Here is an 18040-nt window from a genome sequence, read left to right on the forward strand (position 1 = left end):
CCGATAGGCTACCATTGAACGATATATCGGGAATACACCATGCAAAACCCCTCCGAATCGCAACAATCCGCCGGCGCCGGCTCGACCTCCACGCACTTCGGCTTCCAATCGGTCCCCGAAAGCGAAAAGGCCCGCAAGGTTGCCGAAGTGTTCCATTCGGTCGCCCAGCGCTACGACGTCATGAACGATTTCATGTCGGCGGGCCTGCACCGCGTCTGGAAGGCGTTCACGATTGGCCGCGCGGCCATCCGCCCCGGCATGAAGGTGCTGGACATTGCCGGCGGCACGGGCGACCTGGCGCGCGCGTTCGCCAAGCGCGCCGGCCCCACGGGCGAGGTCTGGCTGACCGACATCAATGATTCCATGCTGCGCGTGGGCCGCGACCGGCTGACCGACGCCGGCCTGCTGGTGCCCGCCGCCGTGTGCGACGCCGAGCGCCTGCCGTTCCCCACCGGTTATTTCGACCGCGTCAGCGTGGCCTTCGGCCTGCGCAACATGACCCACAAGGACCGCGCGCTGGCCGAAATGACCCGCGTGCTCAAGCCGGGCGGCAAGCTGCTCGTCCTGGAGTTCTCGCGCATCGCCAAGCCCCTGTCCCCGGCCTACGACTGGTATTCCTTCAACGTGCTGCCGTGGCTGGGCAAGAAGATCGCCAAGGACGAGGCCAGCTATCGTTACCTGGCCGAATCGATCCGCATGCACCCGGACCAGGAAACCCTGGCCGACATGCTGCGCACCGCCGGCCTGGAGCGGGTGCAGTACTTCAACCTGACGGCGGGCATCGCCGCGTTGCACGAAGGCGTGCGCCTGGGCTGACGCCCGGCGACCACGGCGGATTTCGCCACCCCGCGGGGAACTTGTGGGGCGGCGGCTTGTCCGTTATTCTTACGCCATTCAGATTACTGTAAGAAAAGTCGCGCAGATGGCCCCGCGCATTGCGGGGCCCTCCCGTTGCTCGGGGCAGCGGGGGCGCGAGTACGAGGGAGCAAACTCATGTCTAAATTCAGTCTTTCGCGCTTTGTCGCCGCGGCGCTCATCGCCGTTTCGGGCGCGGCGCTGGTGACGGCGTCGTTTGACGCCGAAGCTCGCCGCGCAGGCGGCGGCTCCAGTGTCGGCCGCCAGTCCTCCAATGTCACGACGCAGCGCCAGGCCACCACGCCGCCGGCTGCCACCAACAACACCGCGGGCGCCACCGCCGCACCGGCAGCTGCCGGTGCTGCCACGGCCGGCGCGGCAGGCGCCGCCGCCAAGAGCGGCGCCTCGCGTTGGCTGGGTCCCATCGCCGGCATCGCCGCCGGCCTTGGTATCGCGGCGCTGCTCTCCAGCATGGGCCTGTCCGGCGCGTTCCTGGAGTTCCTGTCGTCCGCGCTGCTGATCGCCGCCGTGGTCTTCGCCGTCATGTTCATCATCCGCCGCCTGCGCGGCGCCGGTCCGCGCACTGCCACGCAGGGTGCGTTCGGCGGGGCCAACAACGCCTCGGGCCAGCAACAGCAGCCCATGTGGCGTGAATCGCTGAAGCCGGGCGCCGCCGCGCCTGCCGCCGCTGCCGCTCCGGTGGCCGCCGCGCCGGTCGAGCCGCCGGCTGTCCTGCCCAAGGCGGGCGACGACAACAACTGGTTCGTGCCGGGCGATTTCGACACGCCGAACTTCCTGAAGCAAGCCAAGGAACAGTTCGTCCGCATCCAGGCGGTCTGGGACAGCGGCAGCACCGACGGTCTGCGCGAATTCCTGACCGACGACCTGATCACCGAGCTCAAGCCGCAGCTGGCCGAACGCGGCGCGGCGCCCAACAAGACCGAAGTGGTCCTGCTGAATGCCGAGATGCTGGGCATCGAGACCGTCTCCGACGGCCACCTGGCCAGCGTGCGCTTCTCGGGCATGCTGCGCGAGGCGCCGGGCACCGAAGCGTTCCGCTTCGAGGAAGTCTGGAACCTGTTCAAGCCGGCCAATGGCGGCTGGTTGCTGGCCGGCATCCAGCAGATCCCGGTGGAACACGCCAGCTAAACCTGGCGGTCCGGCTCGCAACCGGCCATCTGCCGCGGGCGCCGCAAGGCGTCCGCCCGAACCGGCCCCCAAAGGGCCGGTTTTTCAATGTGCCTTCGCAAAACAGGCTCCCATCTAACCCGTTACACTCCCGATTTACCCATCAACTTCGGCAAGCCCTCTCAGGGTTCTTGCAACCGCCATGCTGCCTTTTTCGTTCCTGCCCACACCGAAGCGTCTGGCCATCAGCGCCCTCAATGCCTTGCTGCGGCGCGAGGACTGGGCGCGCGAACGCCTGGCTCGGCATGCCGGCAAGACCGTCCGGTTTGCCATGGGCGGCTTCACGCTGGGCCTGTCCATCGATAGCGAAGGGCTGGCCGATCAGGCTGATCCGGCCGTGGTGCCCGACGTGACGCTGACGGTGTCGCCCGAGAAGCTGCCGCTGCCGCGCCTGGGCGCCGGGCACGAGAAGCCGGATTTTGCCGAGGCCACGCATATTTCAGGCGACGCGGCGCTGGCTCAGGTGGTTGCCGATTTGTCCAAGCAGTTGCGCTGGGACCCGGAGGACGCGTTGGCCCGCGTGGTGGGCGACATCGCCGCGCTGCGCATCGTGGGCGGCGCGCGCGCCGTGTCGGATGGCGCGCGCACGGCGGGCAAGCGCCTGGCCGAAAACGTATCCGAATACCTGTCCGAGGAAAGCGGTGTGCTGGCGGGCCGTCCGGCCCTTGAGCAATGGCGCCTGGACCTGGCCGACCTGAACACCCGCGCCGACGCGCTGGCGCGTTCCGCGGCTGCGCTGCAAACCCGCCTGGCCACGGCCGGCGCAAAGCGGGGCGCTTGATCCATGTTCCCCTTGCTGCGCCTGTTTCGCATCATCGTCGTCTCGCTGCGCTACGGCCTGGATGAGCTGGTGCTGTCCAGCCTGAATCATCCGCTGGCCACCTGCCTGCTGCGCGTCATGCGCCTGGGCACGCGCCCGCGTTCGCCGCGCGGGCAACGGCTGCGACTTGCCCTGGAATCGCTGGGCCCGATCTTCGTGAAGTTCGGGCAGGTGCTGTCCACCCGCCGAGATCTGATCCCCGCCGACATCGCCAACGAACTGGCGCTGCTGCAGGACCGCGTGCCGCCGTTCCCGTCGGCGCAGGCAGCGGCCTGCATCGAGGCGGCGCTGGGCGCGCCGCCCGAAAAGCTGTTCGCGCAGTTCGATGTGGACCCGGTGGCGTCGGCGTCGATTGCGCAGGTGCACTTCGCGGTGCTGCACGACGGCCGTGAAGTCGCCGTGAAGGTGCTGCGTCCGGGCATGCTCAGCATCATCGAAAAAGACATGTCGCTGCTGAAGGTGGTGGCGCGCATCATCGAGCGCCTGGGCCCGGACGGCCGCCGCCTGAAGCCGCGCGAGGTCGTGGCCGAATTCGACAAGTACCTGCACGACGAGCTGGACCTGGTGCGCGAGGCGTCCAATTGCAGCCAGCTGCGCCGCAACTTCGGTCCGGAATCGGGGCGTGGCGACATGCTGATCGTGCCCGAGGTGATCTGGGAATACACGGCTTCCACCGTGTTCACGATGCAGCGCATGTACGGCATGCCGGTGGGCCAGGTCGAGCGCATGCGCGAGGCCGGCATCGACATTCCGACGCTGGCGCGCACGGGCGTCGAGATCTTCTTCACGCAGGTCTTTACCGACGGCTTTTTCCACGCCGACATGCACCCGGGCAACATCTACGTGTCAGACCGCCCGGACACGCTGGGCAGCTACATCGCGCTGGACTTCGGCATCGTGGGCTCGCTGTCCGAGTTCGACAAGAATTACCTGGCGCAGAATTTCCTGGCGTTCTTTCACCGCGACTACCGCCGCGTGGCGCAACTGCATATCGAGTCGGGCTGGGTGCCGCCGGATACGCGCGAGGAAGAACTGGAAGGCGCGGTGCGTGCCGTCTGCGAACCCTATTTTGACCGGCCGTTGTCGGAGATCTCGCTGGGGCAGGTGCTGCTGCGGCTCTTCCAGACCTCGCGCCGTTTCAACGTCGAGATCCAGCCGCAGCTGGTCCTGTTGCAGAAGACCCTGCTGAACGTTGAGGGACTGGGGCGTCAGCTCGACCCCAACCTCGATCTCTGGAAGACCGCCAAGCCCTATCTGGAACGCTGGATGCGCCAGCGTGTCGGATTCAAGGGCCTGCGGCAAAGCCTGGAAAAAGAGGCAGCGCAGTGGTCGCAGATGCTGCCCGCCCTGCCCAGGCTGGTCCATGACCATCTGAGCCGCCCCAATGTCTCGCCGGCGATGCTGGCCGAGATGATGCAGCTACGTCGCGCACAAGAGCAGAACAACCGGCTGGTTGCAGCGCTGGTTGGCGTGCTGGCGCTGGCGGTGGGGGTCGCGATATGGGCGCTGACCCGATAGGCGGCGCGATGATCTAGACCTTACTGTCATGTTTCATTCATGAAACGGTCATCATAGCTTCGCGGGAGACGGCGAAAAATAGCGCTGCGAGAGGTGGCATGCAGCGCCGACGCCTATAAGAACGCGCGCGCCATTCATCAATTTTCATAGCCCCACTAGCGGGACGAATACAAGGGCAGAACATGCTTTATCCTGAACTCTTCAAGACCATGGAAGCCGTGCGCTGGAACATGGCGCACGATATTCCCTGGGGCGATTTCGACCGCAGCAAGCTCTCGGACGAGCAGGCCCACACGATCAAGATGAACGCCATCACGGAGTGGGCGGCGTTGCCGGCCACCGAGATGTTCCTGCGCGACAACCGCGGCGACAGTGATTTCTGCGCGTTCATGTCGGTCTGGTTCTTTGAAGAACAAAAGCATTCCCTGGTGCTGATCGAGTATCTGCGCCGCTTCCGGCCGGATCTGGTGCCCACCGAAGAAGAGCTGCACAACGTGCGCTTTGAATTCGATCAGGCTCCGGAACTCGAAACGCTGATGCTGCATTTCTGCGGCGAGATCCGCCTGAACCACTGGTACCGCCGCGCGGCCGACTGGCACACGGAGCCTGTCATCAAGGCGATCTACAAGACGGTGGCGCAGGACGAGGCCCGTCACGCGGGCGCCTACCTGCAATACATGCGCCGTGCGCTGCACGACCGCGGGCAGGAAACGAGCGAGCAAGCCCGTCTGGCGTTCTCGAAGATCGGGGTGCTGATGGCTTCGGCGGGACGCACGCAGCAGGCGTTGCATCCGACGAATCTGCACGTGAACAAGGATCTGTTCCCGAACGACACGGTGCAGTCGCGCCTGCCGGAGCCGGGCTGGCTGGAACACTGGCTGGACACGCAGATCCGCTTTGACGGCGTGTGGGAGCAGAAGGTGGCCAGCCGCATCCTGCACATCCTGTCCAAGCTGATGGATCGCAGCTTCGAGACGGTGAAGGATCTGAACCGCTACCGCAAGGAAATGACGGCGCTGATCGTTCCGAAGGACAAAGAGATTATCCTGGCGGGCAGCTGATCCCTCCTATAATCGCCGCATGCCTGCCGCCCGTTTCGAATCCAAGGTCCTGTCCCGCGACGAACTCGTCGCCGCCGTCGCCGCTGGCCGCTTTCCGCGGCCGCTGGTGTTCACCAACGGGGTGTTCGACATCCTGCATCGGGGGCACGCGACGTATCTGGACCAGGCGGCGCAGCTGGGCGCGACGCTGATTGTCGCCGTGAATACCGATGAATCGGTGCGGCGGCTTGGCAAGGGGGCGGAGCGCCCGCTCAATCGCATGGAAGATCGGGCGGCGTTGCTGGCGGCGTTGGGGTTTGTGTCGGCGGTGACGTCGTTTTCCGAGGATACGCCTGAGGCGTTGATCGGGGAGCTGAGGCCGGATCTGATCGTCAAGGGTGGCGATTACGACATGGAGACGTTGCCGGAGACGGCGTTGGTGAAGACTTGGGGGGGGAGTGCGGTTGCGATTCCCTTTGAGTTCCAGCGGTCTACGACGGCGTTGGTGAAGAAGATTCAGGGCGGTTGAATGCTTTGAATTGAGGTGCTGGATGAATGTGAGGCGGCCTGGGTGGCCGCCTTTTCTTTTGTGCCTTGGGCTTGGTAGGTTGGTGCTGCGGGGCTTCGTAGACCGGTGATGCCGGGCTTTGTGGGTCGATGCTGCGGGGCTTTTTAGGTCGGTGATGCCGATCTTCGTAGGTGGTGCTGCAGATCTTCGTAGGTCGCCCGGCGCCGCGGTCACCGTGGGCACGATCGCCCACGATTGCGGTCCGGAGCCTTCGCTCCGGACTGCCCCTTCGTCATCTTCGTCCAGGCCTTCGGCCTTCCCTTCAGATTCCCTCGGGCGCATCGACGGCGCTCGCACCCACGGTGACCGCGACGCCGTGCTGCCAGGGTCTTTGGTTTGCGCGCTACAAGACCTGTGGACAGGGAAGGGGAATTGCGGGGCCGCCGAATTGCTGCCGCCCGGGCGGCGGCAATCGGCATCGGGGTGGTGGGGCGTCGTGGCGGTGTGCGCTCGCGCGCTGACGGAGGGGGTGGTGATTAGGTGTCTGACACCCGCGGAGAGGATCTTGGGTTGGAGACAGTGCTTCAGGGGTGTCAGACACCGGTGGCGCCATCGGGTGGCGCGAGTTAGCTCAGTCAGACGCCTGTGGCGCGACCTTGGGGCCACACCGGGGCTCGGGTGTCACCCGTTGTTGCTTGCTCGCTCAGCGCGGCGTGCGTAGCAGGCGGTTGATGGCTTCCAGGTCTGATTCCGCCAGGATGCCGCTGGTGGCCTTCAGGCGCAGGCCGGAGAGCACCGTGCTGTAGCGGGCGAGGGCCAGGTCGCGTTGGGTGGCGTAGAGCTGTTGCTGGGCGTTCAGGACGTCCAGGTTGATGCGGACGCCGACCTCGTAGCCGGTGCGGTTGGCTTCGACGGCGGCGCGGCTGGATTTTTCGCCGGCTTCCAGGGCCTGGATGCGGGCCAGGCCGCTGGTGACGCCGGTGTAGTACTGGCGGGTGGCTTGGACGGCCTGGCGGCGGGCGGTTTCGTAGTCGTAGCGGGCTTTTTGTTCCAGTTCGACCTTTTCCGTGACTTGCGAGGACACGCCGCCGCCGGAATACAGGGGAATGGACAGGACCACGCCGATGGTGTTGTCGATGGGCTTGCCGGGGGCGGCGTTGCGCATGACGGCGTCGCTGGCGCTGCCGCTGGTGGCGCGCAGGTTCAGGGTGGGGTAGTGGCCGCTCTTGGCGATCTGGATTTCGCGGCCGGCGATGCGGGTAAGGAGTTGCGCGCGCAGGACTTCGAGGCTGGAGGTTTCGGCCTGGTTGCTCCAGTCGGCGATGCGGGCGGGCTGGGGGGCGGGCAGTTGCACGCCGTAGGGCAGTTCGGACAGGGCGCCGGGTTGCGTGCCGATGATCTTGGCCAGTTCGTCGCGGCGCACTTCCAGGTCGTTCTGCAGGCGCAGCTCCTGGGCGACGACGAGGTCGTAGCGCGATTGCGCTTCGTACGTGTCGGTGATGGTGGCGTTGCCGAGTTCGAAGTTGCGCTTGGCCGATTCCAGTTGGCCGGCGACGGCGGCCTTTTCGGCTTCGGTGGCGGTCAGGGTGTCCTGGGCGTACAGGACGTTGAAGTAGGCGTCGGCAACGCGTAGCAGCAGGTCCTGGTAGGCCTGCTGCAGCTGGACTTCGACGTCGGCGACGATGAGCTTGGACTGTTCGAAGTTCTGCCAGCGGCCCCAGTCAAAGAGGGGCTGGGTGAGCGCCAGGTCCCAGACGCCGCGACCGCCGCTGTAAGCGTAGGACAGGCCACGGGTGCTGCGGGTTTCCTGGTAGGCGCCGCCGGCTTCGGCGGTGATCAGGGGCAGCAGCAGGGCGCGGGCCTGGGGTTCTTTTTCGAGGCCGGCGCGGTAGTTGGCGCGGGCTGCGGCATAGGTGGGGTCGTTGCCCAGCGCGGCCTGCCAGACCTGGACCAGGTTCTGGGCGGACGCAGTCAGCGGGCCGGCACTTGCGGCGCAGGTGAAAACCAGTAAAGCCGTCAGTGATCGGACGCGCATGATTTTTCAACGATACGCCGGGCCGCCGGGCGCGACGCCGGCCCCAAGGGGGCCGGGCGGCAGGCGGCAGGTTTGCGGAGTTAGAACTTGAACTGCGACACCGTGACGCCGCGCAACGGCTTGATGACCGTTTCGAAGAGTTTGACGGTTTCGAAGCTGGCGGCGGTGGTGCGGGTGATGCGACAGGCAGTCATGATGGGCGCCTGGCCCACGACCACGACAAGGCGGCCGCCCACGCGCAGCTGGTACTTCAGCGCGTCCGGCACGACCGGCACGGAACCGGTGACCAGGATGGCGTCGTATTCGGTGGAGCCCCAGCCATTGCGGGCGTCGCCGGTTTCGACCTTGACGTTGGTGACGTTGTTCATCTGCAGGTTCTGCTGCGCGAAGGTCACCAGGCGGCTGTCGATTTCGACGGAGGTGACTTGTTGCGCCAGGTAGCCCAAGAGGGCGGCCTGGTAGCCGGAGCCGGTGCCGATTTCCAGCACGCAGTCGGACTTGGTCAGCAGCAGTTCTTGGGCGAGGCGTGCTTCGACCTTGGGGGCGAGCATGTTCTCGCGGGTGTTGACCGCGTTGATCTCGAGCGGCAGCTCCAGGTCGGAAAACGCCAGGCCGCGCAGGGCCGGCGGAACGAATTGTTCGCGGCGCACATCGAACAGCGCTTGCAGCACGTTGGCGTCCAGGACGTCCCACGGGCGGATCTGCTGTTCCACCATGTTGAAGCGGGCTTGTTCTACGTCGGGCAGGGTCGAAGCGTTCATGACGGTCAGAAAAAACAGAGGAATCAACGGGCCATTGTACCGATTCGTAGCGTCCTGTGACGGCGTGCCCGGGCGGCAGATGTTTCAGGCGCGGCCCGGACCCCGGAAAAGCAGACGGCGCCCTGCGGGGCGCCGTCTTTGCGCGGGGCAGTCGTGCCTACCACCAGCCGTGGAAGTGGTGGACCGGACCGTGGCCTGAGCCGACCGTCAGGCGCTCGGCGTGGCGGATGGCCTCAGTCAGATAAGCCTTTGCGCGCTTGGCCGACTCTGGTACGTCCCCGATTTGGGGCAGCAGCGCCGCCAGCGCGGCCGACAGCGTGCAGCCGGTGCCGTGGGTGTTGGCGGTGTCGATGCGATGGCCGGGCAGTTCGATCATGCGGTCGCCGTCGTGCAGCAGGTCGATGGTTTCGCTGCCGGGCAGGTGGCCGCCCTTGACCAGCACCCAGCGCTCGCCCGAATGCGCCAGCTTGTTGCGCAGGCGCTCGGCCACGCGCCGCATTTCCTTGACGGTCTCGACGGGGCGCTCTTCGAGCAGCACGCCGGCCTCGGGCAGGTTGGGCGTGAGCAGGGTGGTCAGGGGGAGCATGGCTTCGCGCATGGCGCCGACGGCATCGTTCTCCAGCAGCAGGTCGCCGCTTTTGGCGACCATGACCGGATCCAGCACGATGTGCGCCGGCGTCCATTTGGCGAGCTTTTCCGCCACGACTTCGATGACCGGACGCTGGCCCAGCATGCCGATCTTGACCGCGTCGATGCGCACGTCGCTGAACAGGGTGTCGATCTGCAGGCCGACGAAGGCGGGCGGCACCGGCGAGATGCCCGTGACGCCCTGCGTGTTCTGCGCGGTGAGCGCGGCGATGATGGCGCAGCCATACGCGCCCAGCGCGCTCATGGCCTTGACGTCGGCCAGGATGCCGGCGCCGCCGGACGGGTCGACGCCGGCGATGGTCAGCGCGTTGGGGATGGGACGGCCGCTGGCGGCCGGCTGGCGCGAGTTCATTTGGCGGGACCGCCGGTGATCAGGCCTTCGGTGGGCGAGCTGGGCGCGCCGCTGTACAGCTTCTTGGGCATGCGGCCGGCCAGGAAGGCTTCGCGGCCGGCTTCGACGCCCTTTTTCATGGCGCTGGCCATCAGGACGGGGTCGCGCGCGGCGGCGATGGCGGTGTTCATCAGCACGGCGTCGCAGCCCAGTTCCATGGCGATGGCGGCGTCGGACGCGGTGCCCACGCCGGCGTCGACCACGACCGGCACGCGGGCCTGGTCGATGATGAGGCGCAGGTTCCAGGGATTCAGGATGCCCATGCCCGAGCCGATCAGCGAGGCGAGCGGCATGACGGCCACGGCGCCCATGTCTTCAAGCATGCGGCACTGGATGGGATCGTCCGTGCAATAGACCATGACCTTGAACCCCTCATCGACCAGCGTCTTGGTGGCCTTGAGCGTTTCGGGCATGTTGGGGAACAGGGTGTGCGGGTCGCCCAGTACTTCGAGCTTCACGAGGTCGTGGCCGTCCAGCAGTTCGCGGGCCAGGCGCAGCGTGCGCACGGCGTCGTCGGCGGTGTAGCAGCCGGCGGTGTTGGGCAGCAGCGTGAATTTGGAGGTGGGGACGTAGTCCAGCAGGTTCGGTTCACCGGCGTTCTGGCCGATGTTGGTGCGGCGGATGGCGACGGTGACGATTTCCGTGCCGCTGGCGTCCAGGGCCGCGCGGGTCTGTTCGAAGTCCTTGTACTTGCCGGTTCCGACGAGCAGGCGCGACGAATAGGCGCGGCCGGCGATGGTGAGCGTGTCTTGTGTGGTCATGGCGGTGCTTCAAAGGGCGGGCGCGCACGATGCGAGGCCCGCGGGGACTGGCTGACTGATGCCGAATGATAAAGCAGGACGCCGGATGGCAGGGCGGGGACGCTGGCCGGCGCGTTCCACTAATTGCGGAATGCGCGCGTCAGCGCACCTGGTCCAGGTCGGCGCAGAGGGTCTCGGCCGCGTCGATCAGCCGCGGGCCGGGCCGGTACAGCGCGTCGGCGTCGACACCGTAGACGTGGCCCTGGCGCGCGGCCGGCAGGCCCATCGCCTGCCAGGCGGCCAGGTTTGCCTGCGTGTCCTCGCGGCGCGACACGCCGGCCAGCACGGCCTCGGGCCGGGCCGCCAGCACGCCTTCCAGCGTGACCTGCGGCGCCACGATGGGCGCCTGGCCGAAGACGTTGACACCCCCGCACAGCCGCAGCGCATCGCTGACGATGCTGGCGTTGTTCAGGGTGTAGATCGGGTCCAGGCCGGCCTGCACGAAGACCTTCACCGGGCGCCGGCCGGCGTAGCGGGCCTGCAGGGCCGCCAACCGCGCGCGCATGTCCGCGGCGGCGGCGTTCGCCACGGGTTCGGTGCCGAACAGCTTGCCCATGCGCTCGACCGCGCCGGGGATGGCGTCCAGCGTCAGCGGATCGCTGTAGAACACGGGCACGCCCAGCTTGTCCATCACGCCCGCCAGCGGTTCGGCGGCAGACGGTTGCCAGGCGATCAGGAGGTCCGGCCGGGCGGCGGCCACGCGCTCGGCATCGGGCTGCGTGCCGTCGCCGATGATGGGCAGCGCGCGGGCGGCGGGCGGGTAGTCGCTGCCCAGCACCGTGCCCACGATGAACCCGCCCGCGCCCGCGGCGTAGACGAGTTCGGTGGCATGGGGCGCCAGCGTGACGGCGCGCCGGGCGGGCGCCTGCAGCGCGACGGCGCGGCCGCGGTCGTCCTGCACCTGGATGGCAGGCGCGCCAAGGGCCGGCAACGGAGACAGCACCATCGTTGGCGCCAACACCAGCGCCAACTTCCAGGCCGGCGTCGCACCCCGCTTCGGCGCAAGTTTCAGTACCAGCTTCTGCGCCAGTCCGGCGGTCGTCAGGACGCGGGTCGAGGTCATGCGGCGGCTCCGTCGGGTGGGCATAAACGCGGGACAGGGCCTGCGCGGAATCTGCGCGTCAAGAAAGGCGCAATGCCGGCAGGCCCGGGCCGTCAGGCGGCAATCAGTAGCGTAGCGTGAGCGACGCGTAGAAGTTGCGGCCGGGAGCGGGGTACAGGCTGTAGTTGGCGACGGGACCCAGCATTTCGAACGAGGCGTTGCCGCCGCGGATGCCGTACGTGGCGTACTGGCGGTCGAAGATGTTGTTCACGCCCACGGCGCCTTCGATGTTGCGGGTGAACTTGTACGCGAGCTTGGTGTTAAAGAGCACGTACGCATCCAGCTGCTTGTCGAACTGGTTGGCCTGGTCGTTGTCCATGCGCGACTTGCCCACGTATTGCGCCGACACGTTCCACAGGAATGCGTCGGTGGGGCGCCAGGTGACGGCGGCGTTGGCCAGCCACTTCGGGGCGAGCGGCACGGTCTTGCCGGCCAGGTCCACGCCGGCGTAGGTGCCGGAGCGGAACTGCGCCTGCATCCACGTCACGTTGGCGTCCAGGCTCACGCTGCTGGACAGGGCGGTGTGGCCTTCCAGTTCGACGCCTTGGCGGCGGGTCGGATCCAGGTTGGTGTTGGCGCCGGTGCCGGGACCCCACAGGCCGTCGGCCAGCGGGTTGTACTGGATCTCGTTGGTCAGGTCATAACGGAAGTACGACAGGCGCGCGCTGCTGGATGCCGACTGCCACGTGACGCCGATTTCCTTGTCGGTGGAGGTCTGCGGCGCCAGCGGCGACTGGACCGACAGCAGTTCGTCGGCGTTCGGCAGGCGGAAGCTGCGGCCGATCTTGCCGTACACGCCGAAGCCGCTGGCCAAATCCTGGCGCACGCCGAGCTGCCAGGCGGTCAGGTGGTTACTGCGATCAGACGCCGTGCCGGAACCCGAAATCACTTCCAGGTCGTCGGACGCGTACTGGCGGCGCACGCCCGCCGTGATGTAGGTGCTGTCGGTGGCGCGGATCTGGCCTTCGGCAAAGAGGCCGTACTGGTGCTGGCGCGATTGCCACTTCGAGGGTTCGAAGTCGTAGTAGGCGTTCTGGTCGGCGGTGGTCTTGGCTTCCTGCGCGTCGGCGCCGAAGACAACGCTGTGGCCGCCGTTGATCGGCAGGCGGTAGCGCACGCTGGCGATGTTCTCTTCGAGCTTCTGGTCGCGCAGCGTGTCGCCGAAACCGTCATAGGTCACGCCGCTGAGTTTCTTTTCGCGGGTCGACAGGTCCGAATACAGCACGCCGGCGCCGATGGCCTGTTCAAGCTGCAGGCCGAACGTGGTGGTGGTGGTCTTGACGTAGTCGACGTCGTTCTTGGCGCCGCGCGGATCGTCCTGGAACTCGTTCACGCCGGTGAACGGGTTGATCGTGCGCGGGCCGGGCAGTTCCAGCTTCTGCGTGGTGGTGCGGCCGTACAGGCGGATCGAGCCGTCGTCGTGGCGGAACGTGATGCCGCCGCCGCCGCCCTCGCGGCGCTCGCCGCTGTGGTCGCGGTAGCCGTCGCTGTGCAGCGACTGCATGTAGGCGTCCACGCCCACCTTCTCGTTGTTCATCGAGACGGCGGCGTCGTACTGGCGCAGGCCGTAGCTGCCGAAGGTGGCGGTGGCGCGGGCGCTCACCGGTTCCTTCTTGAAATCGGACTTGGTGATGATGTTGATCACGCCGCCGGTCGTGCCGCCGCCGTATTGCACGGAGCCGCTGCCGCGCACGATTTCGATGCGGTCGACCTGGTCCAGCGGCACCACGCCCAGGCTGGGCGCCGACAGGTCGTTGGTGTTCTGCTTGACGCCGTCGATCAGGATCAGCGTGTTGCTTGCGCCGGTGATGCCGAAGCCGCGCAGGTCCACGATGGCGTTGTCGCTGGAGCTGGTGGTGTTGATCAGGTTGATGCCGGACTGCGTGGACAGCAGGTCCTGCATGGTGCGGGCGCTGCTGGCCGCGATGTCCTGGGCGGTGATGACCGAGATCGACACCGGCAGCGTGCGGCCGTCGGTGGGCACGCGTTGCGCCGTGACGGTGATGCTGTCCAGTTCGGGGGCGGGGGAAGCGGTCTGCTGGGCGGCGGCAATGGCCGGAGCGGTACAGAGCAAGGCGCCGGCGTAGCGCCGGATGGAGCGGGCTTTCATCTACATAACCTCGAAGCGACCCGCGACCCCGCAGGCCATTCACGATGGGGAGAATGCCCGCGCGCCGGGCGGGCCGAAAGGCCGCGGGGCGGGGAACAGGCATCCTGGCGAGCGAACAGGCCGGTATCGGGCTGCCATGGGCGCGGTTGCGCGCATGGGGACCGTTGCGGGGGCAGCACAGGCTGGACTTGCGGGGCAGCTGCGGCGGCCTTGTGGGCGGCGCGGCGCCCGTTGGCGGCGTCTTCCTGTTTCCCGTTTACCTTTCGCACGCGGCGGGCAAGTGTTGCGTCCTTGCCCAACCTATTGCGCCGAAAGCACCGGTTCGGGGCCGAAACTGTATCACCGCGAGGCGCGCGAAGGCCCATTTTGTTACGATCAGGGCTTGTTTTTTCAGCGTTTTTCGCTTTTTAGCCACAACCGCGCTGCCGTGGCCAACCCAATTTGGACCTGATCGTGTCGTATCCCCGCCTGCCGTACCCTCCCGAAGCCTATACCCGCGGCGGCGACTTTGCCCGCCTGCTGGGCAAGCGCATCCTGATCCTGGACGGCGCCATGGGCACCATGATCCAGCGCTACAAGCTGGGCGAAGCGGATTTTCGCGGCGAGCGCTTTGCCGATCACGGCAAGGACGTCAAGGGCAACAACGAGCTGCTGTCGCTGGTGCGGCCCGACGTCATCTCGGAAATCCACCGGCAGTACCTGGAAGCGGGCGCCGACGTCATCGAGACAAACACCTTCGGCGCCACCACGATCGCGCAAGGCGATTACGACCTGCCGGAACTGGCTTACGAACTGAACCTGGTGTCGGCGCAGTTGGCGCGCGAGGCCTGTGACGCGTACAGCACGCCCGACAAGCCGCGCTTCGTGGCCGGCGCGCTGGGCCCGCAGCCCAAGACGGCATCCATCTCGCCGGACGTGAACGACCCGGGCGCGCGCAACGTCACGTTCGACGAGCTGCGCGTCGCGTACATCGAGCAGCTCAATGGTCTTCTCGACGGCGGCATCGACATCGTCTTGATCGAAACCATCTTCGACACGCTGAACGCCAAGGCGGCCATCTTCGCCACCGAGGAAGTCTTCGAGGAACGCGGCATCCGTCTGCCGGTGATGATCTCCGGCACGGTGACCGACGCGTCCGGCCGCATCCTGTCGGGCCAGACGGTCGAGGCCTTCTGGAACTCGGTGCGCCACGCGCGCCCCGTCACCATCGGTCTGAATTGCGCGCTGGGCGCAGCGCTGATGCGCCCCTACGTTGCTGAACTGTCCAAGATCTGCGACACCTACGTCTGCGTGTATCCCAACGCCGGCCTGCCCAACCCTATGGCCGAGACCGGCTTTGACGAGACGCCCGCCGACACCTCGGCGCTGCTTGAGGAATTTGCGCGCGCGGGGCTGGTGAACATGTCGGGCGGCTGCTGCGGCACCACGCCGGATCACATCCGCGCGATCGCCGACAAGGTCACGGCGCTGACGCCGCGCGTCGTGCCCGACGTGCCGGTCAAGACCCGCCTGTCGGGCCTGGAACCCCTGAACATCGACGAGGACACCCTGTTCGTCAACGTGGGCGAACGCACCAACGTGACGGGCAGCAAGATGTTCGCCCGCCTGATCCGCGAAGAAAAATACGACGAGGCGCTGGCCGTGGCCCGCCAGCAGGTCGAGAACGGCGCGCAGATCATCGACATCAACATGGACGAGGCCATGCTGGATTCGGTGGCCTGCATGCACCGCTTCCTGAACCTGATCGCCTCCGAGCCCGACATCGCGCGCGTGCCGGTCATGATCGACAGCTCGAAGTGGGAAGTCATCGAGACCGGCCTGAAGTGCGTGCAGGGCAAGGCCGTGGTGAACTCGATCTCCATGAAGGAAGGGCTGGAGCCCTTCCGCCACCACGCGCGACTGTGCCGCCGCTACGGCGCCGCAGTGGTGGTGATGGCGTTCGATGAACTTGGCCAGGCCGACACGCTGGAGCGCCGCAAGGAAATCTGCGGCCGCGCCTACAAGATCCTGGTCGAGGAAGAAGGCTTCCCGCCGGAAGACATCATCTTTGACCCGAACGTCTTCGCGGTCGCTACCGGCATCGACGAGCACAACCACTACGCCGTGGACTTCATCGAAGGCACGCGCTGGATCCGCGAGAACCTGCCGCATGCCCGCATCTCGGGCGGCGTGTCCAACGTCAGCTTCTCGTTCCGCGGCAACGAGCCGATGCGCGAGGCCATCCACACCGTGTTCCTGTACTACGCGGTCAAGGAAGGCATGACGATGGGCATCGTCAACGCCGGCCAGCTGGGCGTGTACGCCGATCTGGACGCCACGCTGCGCGACCTGGTCGAAGACGTAGTGCTGGACCGCCCCGAGCCGGTCGGCAAGACCGACCCCGCCGACGAGCGCACGCCCACCGAGCGCCTGGTGCAGTTTGCCGACACCGTGAAGGGTTCGGGCGCCAAGAAGGAAGAAGACCTGGCCTGGCGCAATGCCGAGGTCGAGCAGCGTCTGTCGCACGCGCTGGTGCACGGCATCACCGCCTTCATCGTGGAAGACACCGAAGAGGTGCGCCAGAAGATCGCCGCGCGCGGCGGCCGCCCCATCGAGGTGATCGAAGGCCCGCTGATGGACGGCATGAACGTCGTCGGCGACCTGTTCGGCGAAGGCAAGATGTTCCTGCCGCAAGTCGTGAAATCCGCGCGCGTGATGAAGCAGGCCGTGGCGCACCTGATCCCGTTCATCGAGGAAGAAAAGCGGCAGATCGCCGCCGCGGGTGGCGACGTGCGCGCCAAGGGCAAGATCGTCATCGCCACCGTGAAGGGCGACGTGCACGACATCGGCAAGAACATCGTGTCGGTGGTCCTGCAATGCAACAACTTCGAAGTCGTGAACATGGGCGTGATGGTGCCCTGCGCGCAGATCCTTGAAAAAGCCAAAGAAGAGAACGCCGACATCGTCGGCCTGTCCGGTCTCATCACGCCCAGCCTCGAAGAGATGGCGTACGTGGCCTCCGAAATGCAGCGCGACGAGTACTTCCGCAGCCGCAAGGTCCCGCTGATGATCGGCGGGGCGACCACCAGCCGCGTTCACACCGCCGTCAAAATCGCGCCCAACTACGAAGGCCCGGTCATCTACGTGCCCGACGCCAGCCGTTCGGTGGGCGTGGCCACCAACCTGATGTCCGACCAGTCGGAAGCCTATCTGGCGGAACTGGCCCAGGAATACGAAGACGTGCGCCGCCGCCATGCCAACCGCAAGGCGACGCCCATCCTGCCGCTGGCCGAGGCGCGCGCCTCGCGGCCGGCGATCGACTGGGACAGCTACACGCCGCCGCGCCCCAAGTTCATCGGCCGGCGCACCTTCAAGAGCTATGACCTGGCGGAAATCGCGAAGTACGTGGACTGGGGCCCGTTCTTTCAGACCTGGAGCCTGTTCGGCCCGTACCCGGCCATCCTGCAGGACAAGGTGGTGGGCGAGCAGGCGCGCAAGGTCTTTGCCGACGGCCAGGCCATGATGAAGCGCATCGTCGAGGGCCGCTGGCTGACCGCCAATGGCGTCGTGGGCTTCTATCCGGCCAATAGCGTCAACGACGAGGACATCGAGGTCTACAAGGACGAGACCCGCAGCGAGGTGCTGTTCACGTACCGCAACCTGCGCCAGCAGGGCGCCAAGCGCGAAGGGGTCAGCAACAAGTCGCTGTCGGACTTCATTGCGCCCAAGTCCAGCGGCAAGCTCGATTACATCGGCATGTTCGCCGTCACGGCCGGCCTGGGCATCGAGAAGAAGGAAGCCGAATTCGAAAAGGCGCTGGACGACTATTCCAGCATCATGCTCAAGTCGCTGGCCGACCGCCTGGCCGAAGCCTTTGCCGAATGCCTGCACGCGCGCGTGCGCCAGGACCTGTGGGGCTACGCGCCCGACGAGGCCCTGTCCAACGAGGACATGATTGCCGAGAAGTACGTGGGCATCCGTCCCGCGCCTGGCTATCCGGCCTGCCCGGAACACGTGGTCAAGACGGATATGTTCCGCGTGCTGGACGGCGAGGACATCGGCATGATGCTGACGGACAGCTATGCGATGTACCCGGCCTCCAGCGTGTCGGGCTTTTACTTCAGCCACCCGCAGTCGCAGTACTTCAACGTGGGCGTCATCGGCGAAGACCAGCTTCTCGACTACGCCCGCCGCAGCGGCCGCAGCATCGAAGACCTGAAGCGCACGCTGGCGCCCAACCTGGGCTGACGCGCCGGTCTACCGCTGCGGCCGAGGCGGGAGCAGG

General features: G+C 66.7%; 13 protein-coding genes. 7 read left to right on the forward strand and 6 right to left on the reverse strand.

Translation table 11 applies throughout. The features are described from left to right. Positions 1-39 precede the first annotated feature (39 nt). The 6 genes from ubiE (at position 40) to LN047_RS02465 (ending at position 5950) form a co-directional block, all read left to right on the forward strand. Positions 40-816: a bifunctional demethylmenaquinone methyltransferase/2-methoxy-6-polyprenyl-1,4-benzoquinol methylase UbiE gene (ubiE, locus tag LN047_RS02440; RefSeq protein WP_056327543.1), complete on the forward strand. Its 777-nt coding sequence runs from the start codon at positions 40-42 to the stop codon at positions 814-816. Positions 817-993: 177 nt separating this feature from the next. After that, positions 994-2004, forward strand: a complete 1011-nt coding sequence (locus LN047_RS02445) for a Tim44 domain-containing protein (RefSeq protein ID WP_373981094.1) — start codon at positions 994-996, stop codon at positions 2002-2004. 181 nt (positions 2005-2185) lie between these two features. Beyond that, positions 2186-2824, forward strand: coding sequence for an SCP2 domain-containing protein (locus tag LN047_RS02450; RefSeq protein ID WP_056327539.1), 639 nt, complete (start codon positions 2186-2188; stop codon positions 2822-2824). A gap of 3 nt (positions 2825-2827) precedes the next feature. Beyond that, positions 2828-4381 (forward strand): ubiquinone biosynthesis regulatory protein kinase UbiB, encoded by a 1554-nt coding sequence (gene ubiB / locus LN047_RS02455; protein WP_056327537.1) that lies wholly within the window; start codon positions 2828-2830, stop codon positions 4379-4381. Positions 4382-4563: 182 nt separating this feature from the next. Then, entirely contained in the window at positions 4564-5442 is an 879-nt protein-coding gene (locus tag LN047_RS02460; RefSeq protein WP_056327535.1) for a ferritin-like domain-containing protein, read from the forward strand. Between the two features lie 19 nt (positions 5443-5461). Continuing rightward, positions 5462-5950, forward strand: coding sequence for an adenylyltransferase/cytidyltransferase family protein (locus LN047_RS02465; protein WP_373981095.1), 489 nt, complete (start codon positions 5462-5464; stop codon positions 5948-5950). 682 nt (positions 5951-6632) lie between these two features. Here LN047_RS02465 and LN047_RS02470 read toward each other — a convergent pair. The 6 genes from LN047_RS02470 to LN047_RS02495 form a co-directional block, all read right to left on the reverse strand. Then, the gene (locus LN047_RS02470; RefSeq protein ID WP_056327531.1) at positions 6633-7964 is read right to left on the reverse strand and encodes a TolC family outer membrane protein; all 1332 of its coding nucleotides are present in this window, start codon (positions 7962-7964) and stop codon (positions 6633-6635) included. 80 nt (positions 7965-8044) lie between these two features. After that, on the reverse strand, positions 8045-8725 hold the full coding sequence (locus tag LN047_RS02475; RefSeq protein ID WP_056327622.1) for a protein-L-isoaspartate O-methyltransferase: 681 nt from the start codon (positions 8723-8725) through the stop codon (positions 8045-8047). Between the two features lie 157 nt (positions 8726-8882). Continuing rightward, positions 8883-9725: a bifunctional hydroxymethylpyrimidine kinase/phosphomethylpyrimidine kinase gene (thiD, locus tag LN047_RS02480; protein ID WP_179690883.1), complete on the reverse strand. Its 843-nt coding sequence runs from the start codon at positions 9723-9725 to the stop codon at positions 8883-8885. After that, positions 9722-10525, reverse strand: coding sequence for a thiazole synthase (locus LN047_RS02485; protein ID WP_175236260.1), 804 nt, complete (start codon positions 10523-10525; stop codon positions 9722-9724). Before LN047_RS02485 ends, thiD begins: the two co-directional genes overlap by 4 nt. Before the next feature lie 139 nt (positions 10526-10664). Further along, positions 10665-11510: a cobalamin-binding protein gene (locus LN047_RS02490; RefSeq protein WP_373982098.1), complete on the reverse strand. Its 846-nt coding sequence runs from the start codon at positions 11508-11510 to the stop codon at positions 10665-10667. Positions 11511-11730: 220 nt separating this feature from the next. Then, positions 11731-13776: a TonB-dependent receptor gene (locus LN047_RS02495; RefSeq protein ID WP_373981096.1), complete on the reverse strand. Its 2046-nt coding sequence runs from the start codon at positions 13774-13776 to the stop codon at positions 11731-11733. Between the two features lie 453 nt (positions 13777-14229). Here LN047_RS02495 and metH point away from each other — a divergent pair, with 453 nt between their 5' ends. Then, positions 14230-18003: a methionine synthase gene (gene metH / locus LN047_RS02500; protein ID WP_373981097.1), complete on the forward strand. Its 3774-nt coding sequence runs from the start codon at positions 14230-14232 to the stop codon at positions 18001-18003. The last annotated feature ends 37 nt before the right edge of the window (positions 18004-18040 follow it).

It is taken from the genome of Achromobacter sp. JD417 (genome assembly GCF_041879325.1).
GTDB classification, from domain to species: Bacteria; Pseudomonadota; Gammaproteobacteria; order Burkholderiales; family Burkholderiaceae_B; genus Achromobacter; species Achromobacter mucicolens.

Bases quoted from the DNA above. Each gene is read 5' to 3' on its own strand.
- ubiE (WP_056327543.1), top strand. From the start codon at position 40: ATGCAAAACCCCTCCGAATCGCAACAATCCGCCGGCGCCGGCTCGACC.
- LN047_RS02445 (WP_373981094.1), top strand. From the start codon at position 994: ATGTCTAAATTCAGTCTTTCGCGCTTTGTCGCCGCGGCGCTCATCGCC.
- LN047_RS02450 (WP_056327539.1), top strand. From the start codon at position 2,186: ATGCTGCCTTTTTCGTTCCTGCCCACACCGAAGCGTCTGGCCATCAGC.
- ubiB (WP_056327537.1), top strand. From the start codon at position 2,828: ATGTTCCCCTTGCTGCGCCTGTTTCGCATCATCGTCGTCTCGCTGCGC.
- LN047_RS02460 (WP_056327535.1), top strand. From the start codon at position 4,564: ATGCTTTATCCTGAACTCTTCAAGACCATGGAAGCCGTGCGCTGGAAC.
- LN047_RS02465 (WP_373981095.1), top strand. From the start codon at position 5,462: ATGCCTGCCGCCCGTTTCGAATCCAAGGTCCTGTCCCGCGACGAACTC.
- LN047_RS02470 (WP_056327531.1), bottom strand. From the start codon at position 7,964: ATGCGCGTCCGATCACTGACGGCTTTACTGGTTTTCACCTGCGCCGCA.
- LN047_RS02475 (WP_056327622.1), bottom strand. From the start codon at position 8,725: ATGAACGCTTCGACCCTGCCCGACGTAGAACAAGCCCGCTTCAACATG.
- thiD (WP_179690883.1), bottom strand. From the start codon at position 9,725: ATGAACTCGCGCCAGCCGGCCGCCAGCGGCCGTCCCATCCCCAACGCG.
- LN047_RS02485 (WP_175236260.1), bottom strand. From the start codon at position 10,525: ATGACCACACAAGACACGCTCACCATCGCCGGCCGCGCCTATTCGTCG.
- LN047_RS02490 (WP_373982098.1), bottom strand. From the start codon at position 11,510: ATGGTGCTGTCTCCGTTGCCGGCCCTTGGCGCGCCTGCCATCCAGGTG.
- LN047_RS02495 (WP_373981096.1), bottom strand. From the start codon at position 13,776: ATGAAAGCCCGCTCCATCCGGCGCTACGCCGGCGCCTTGCTCTGTACC.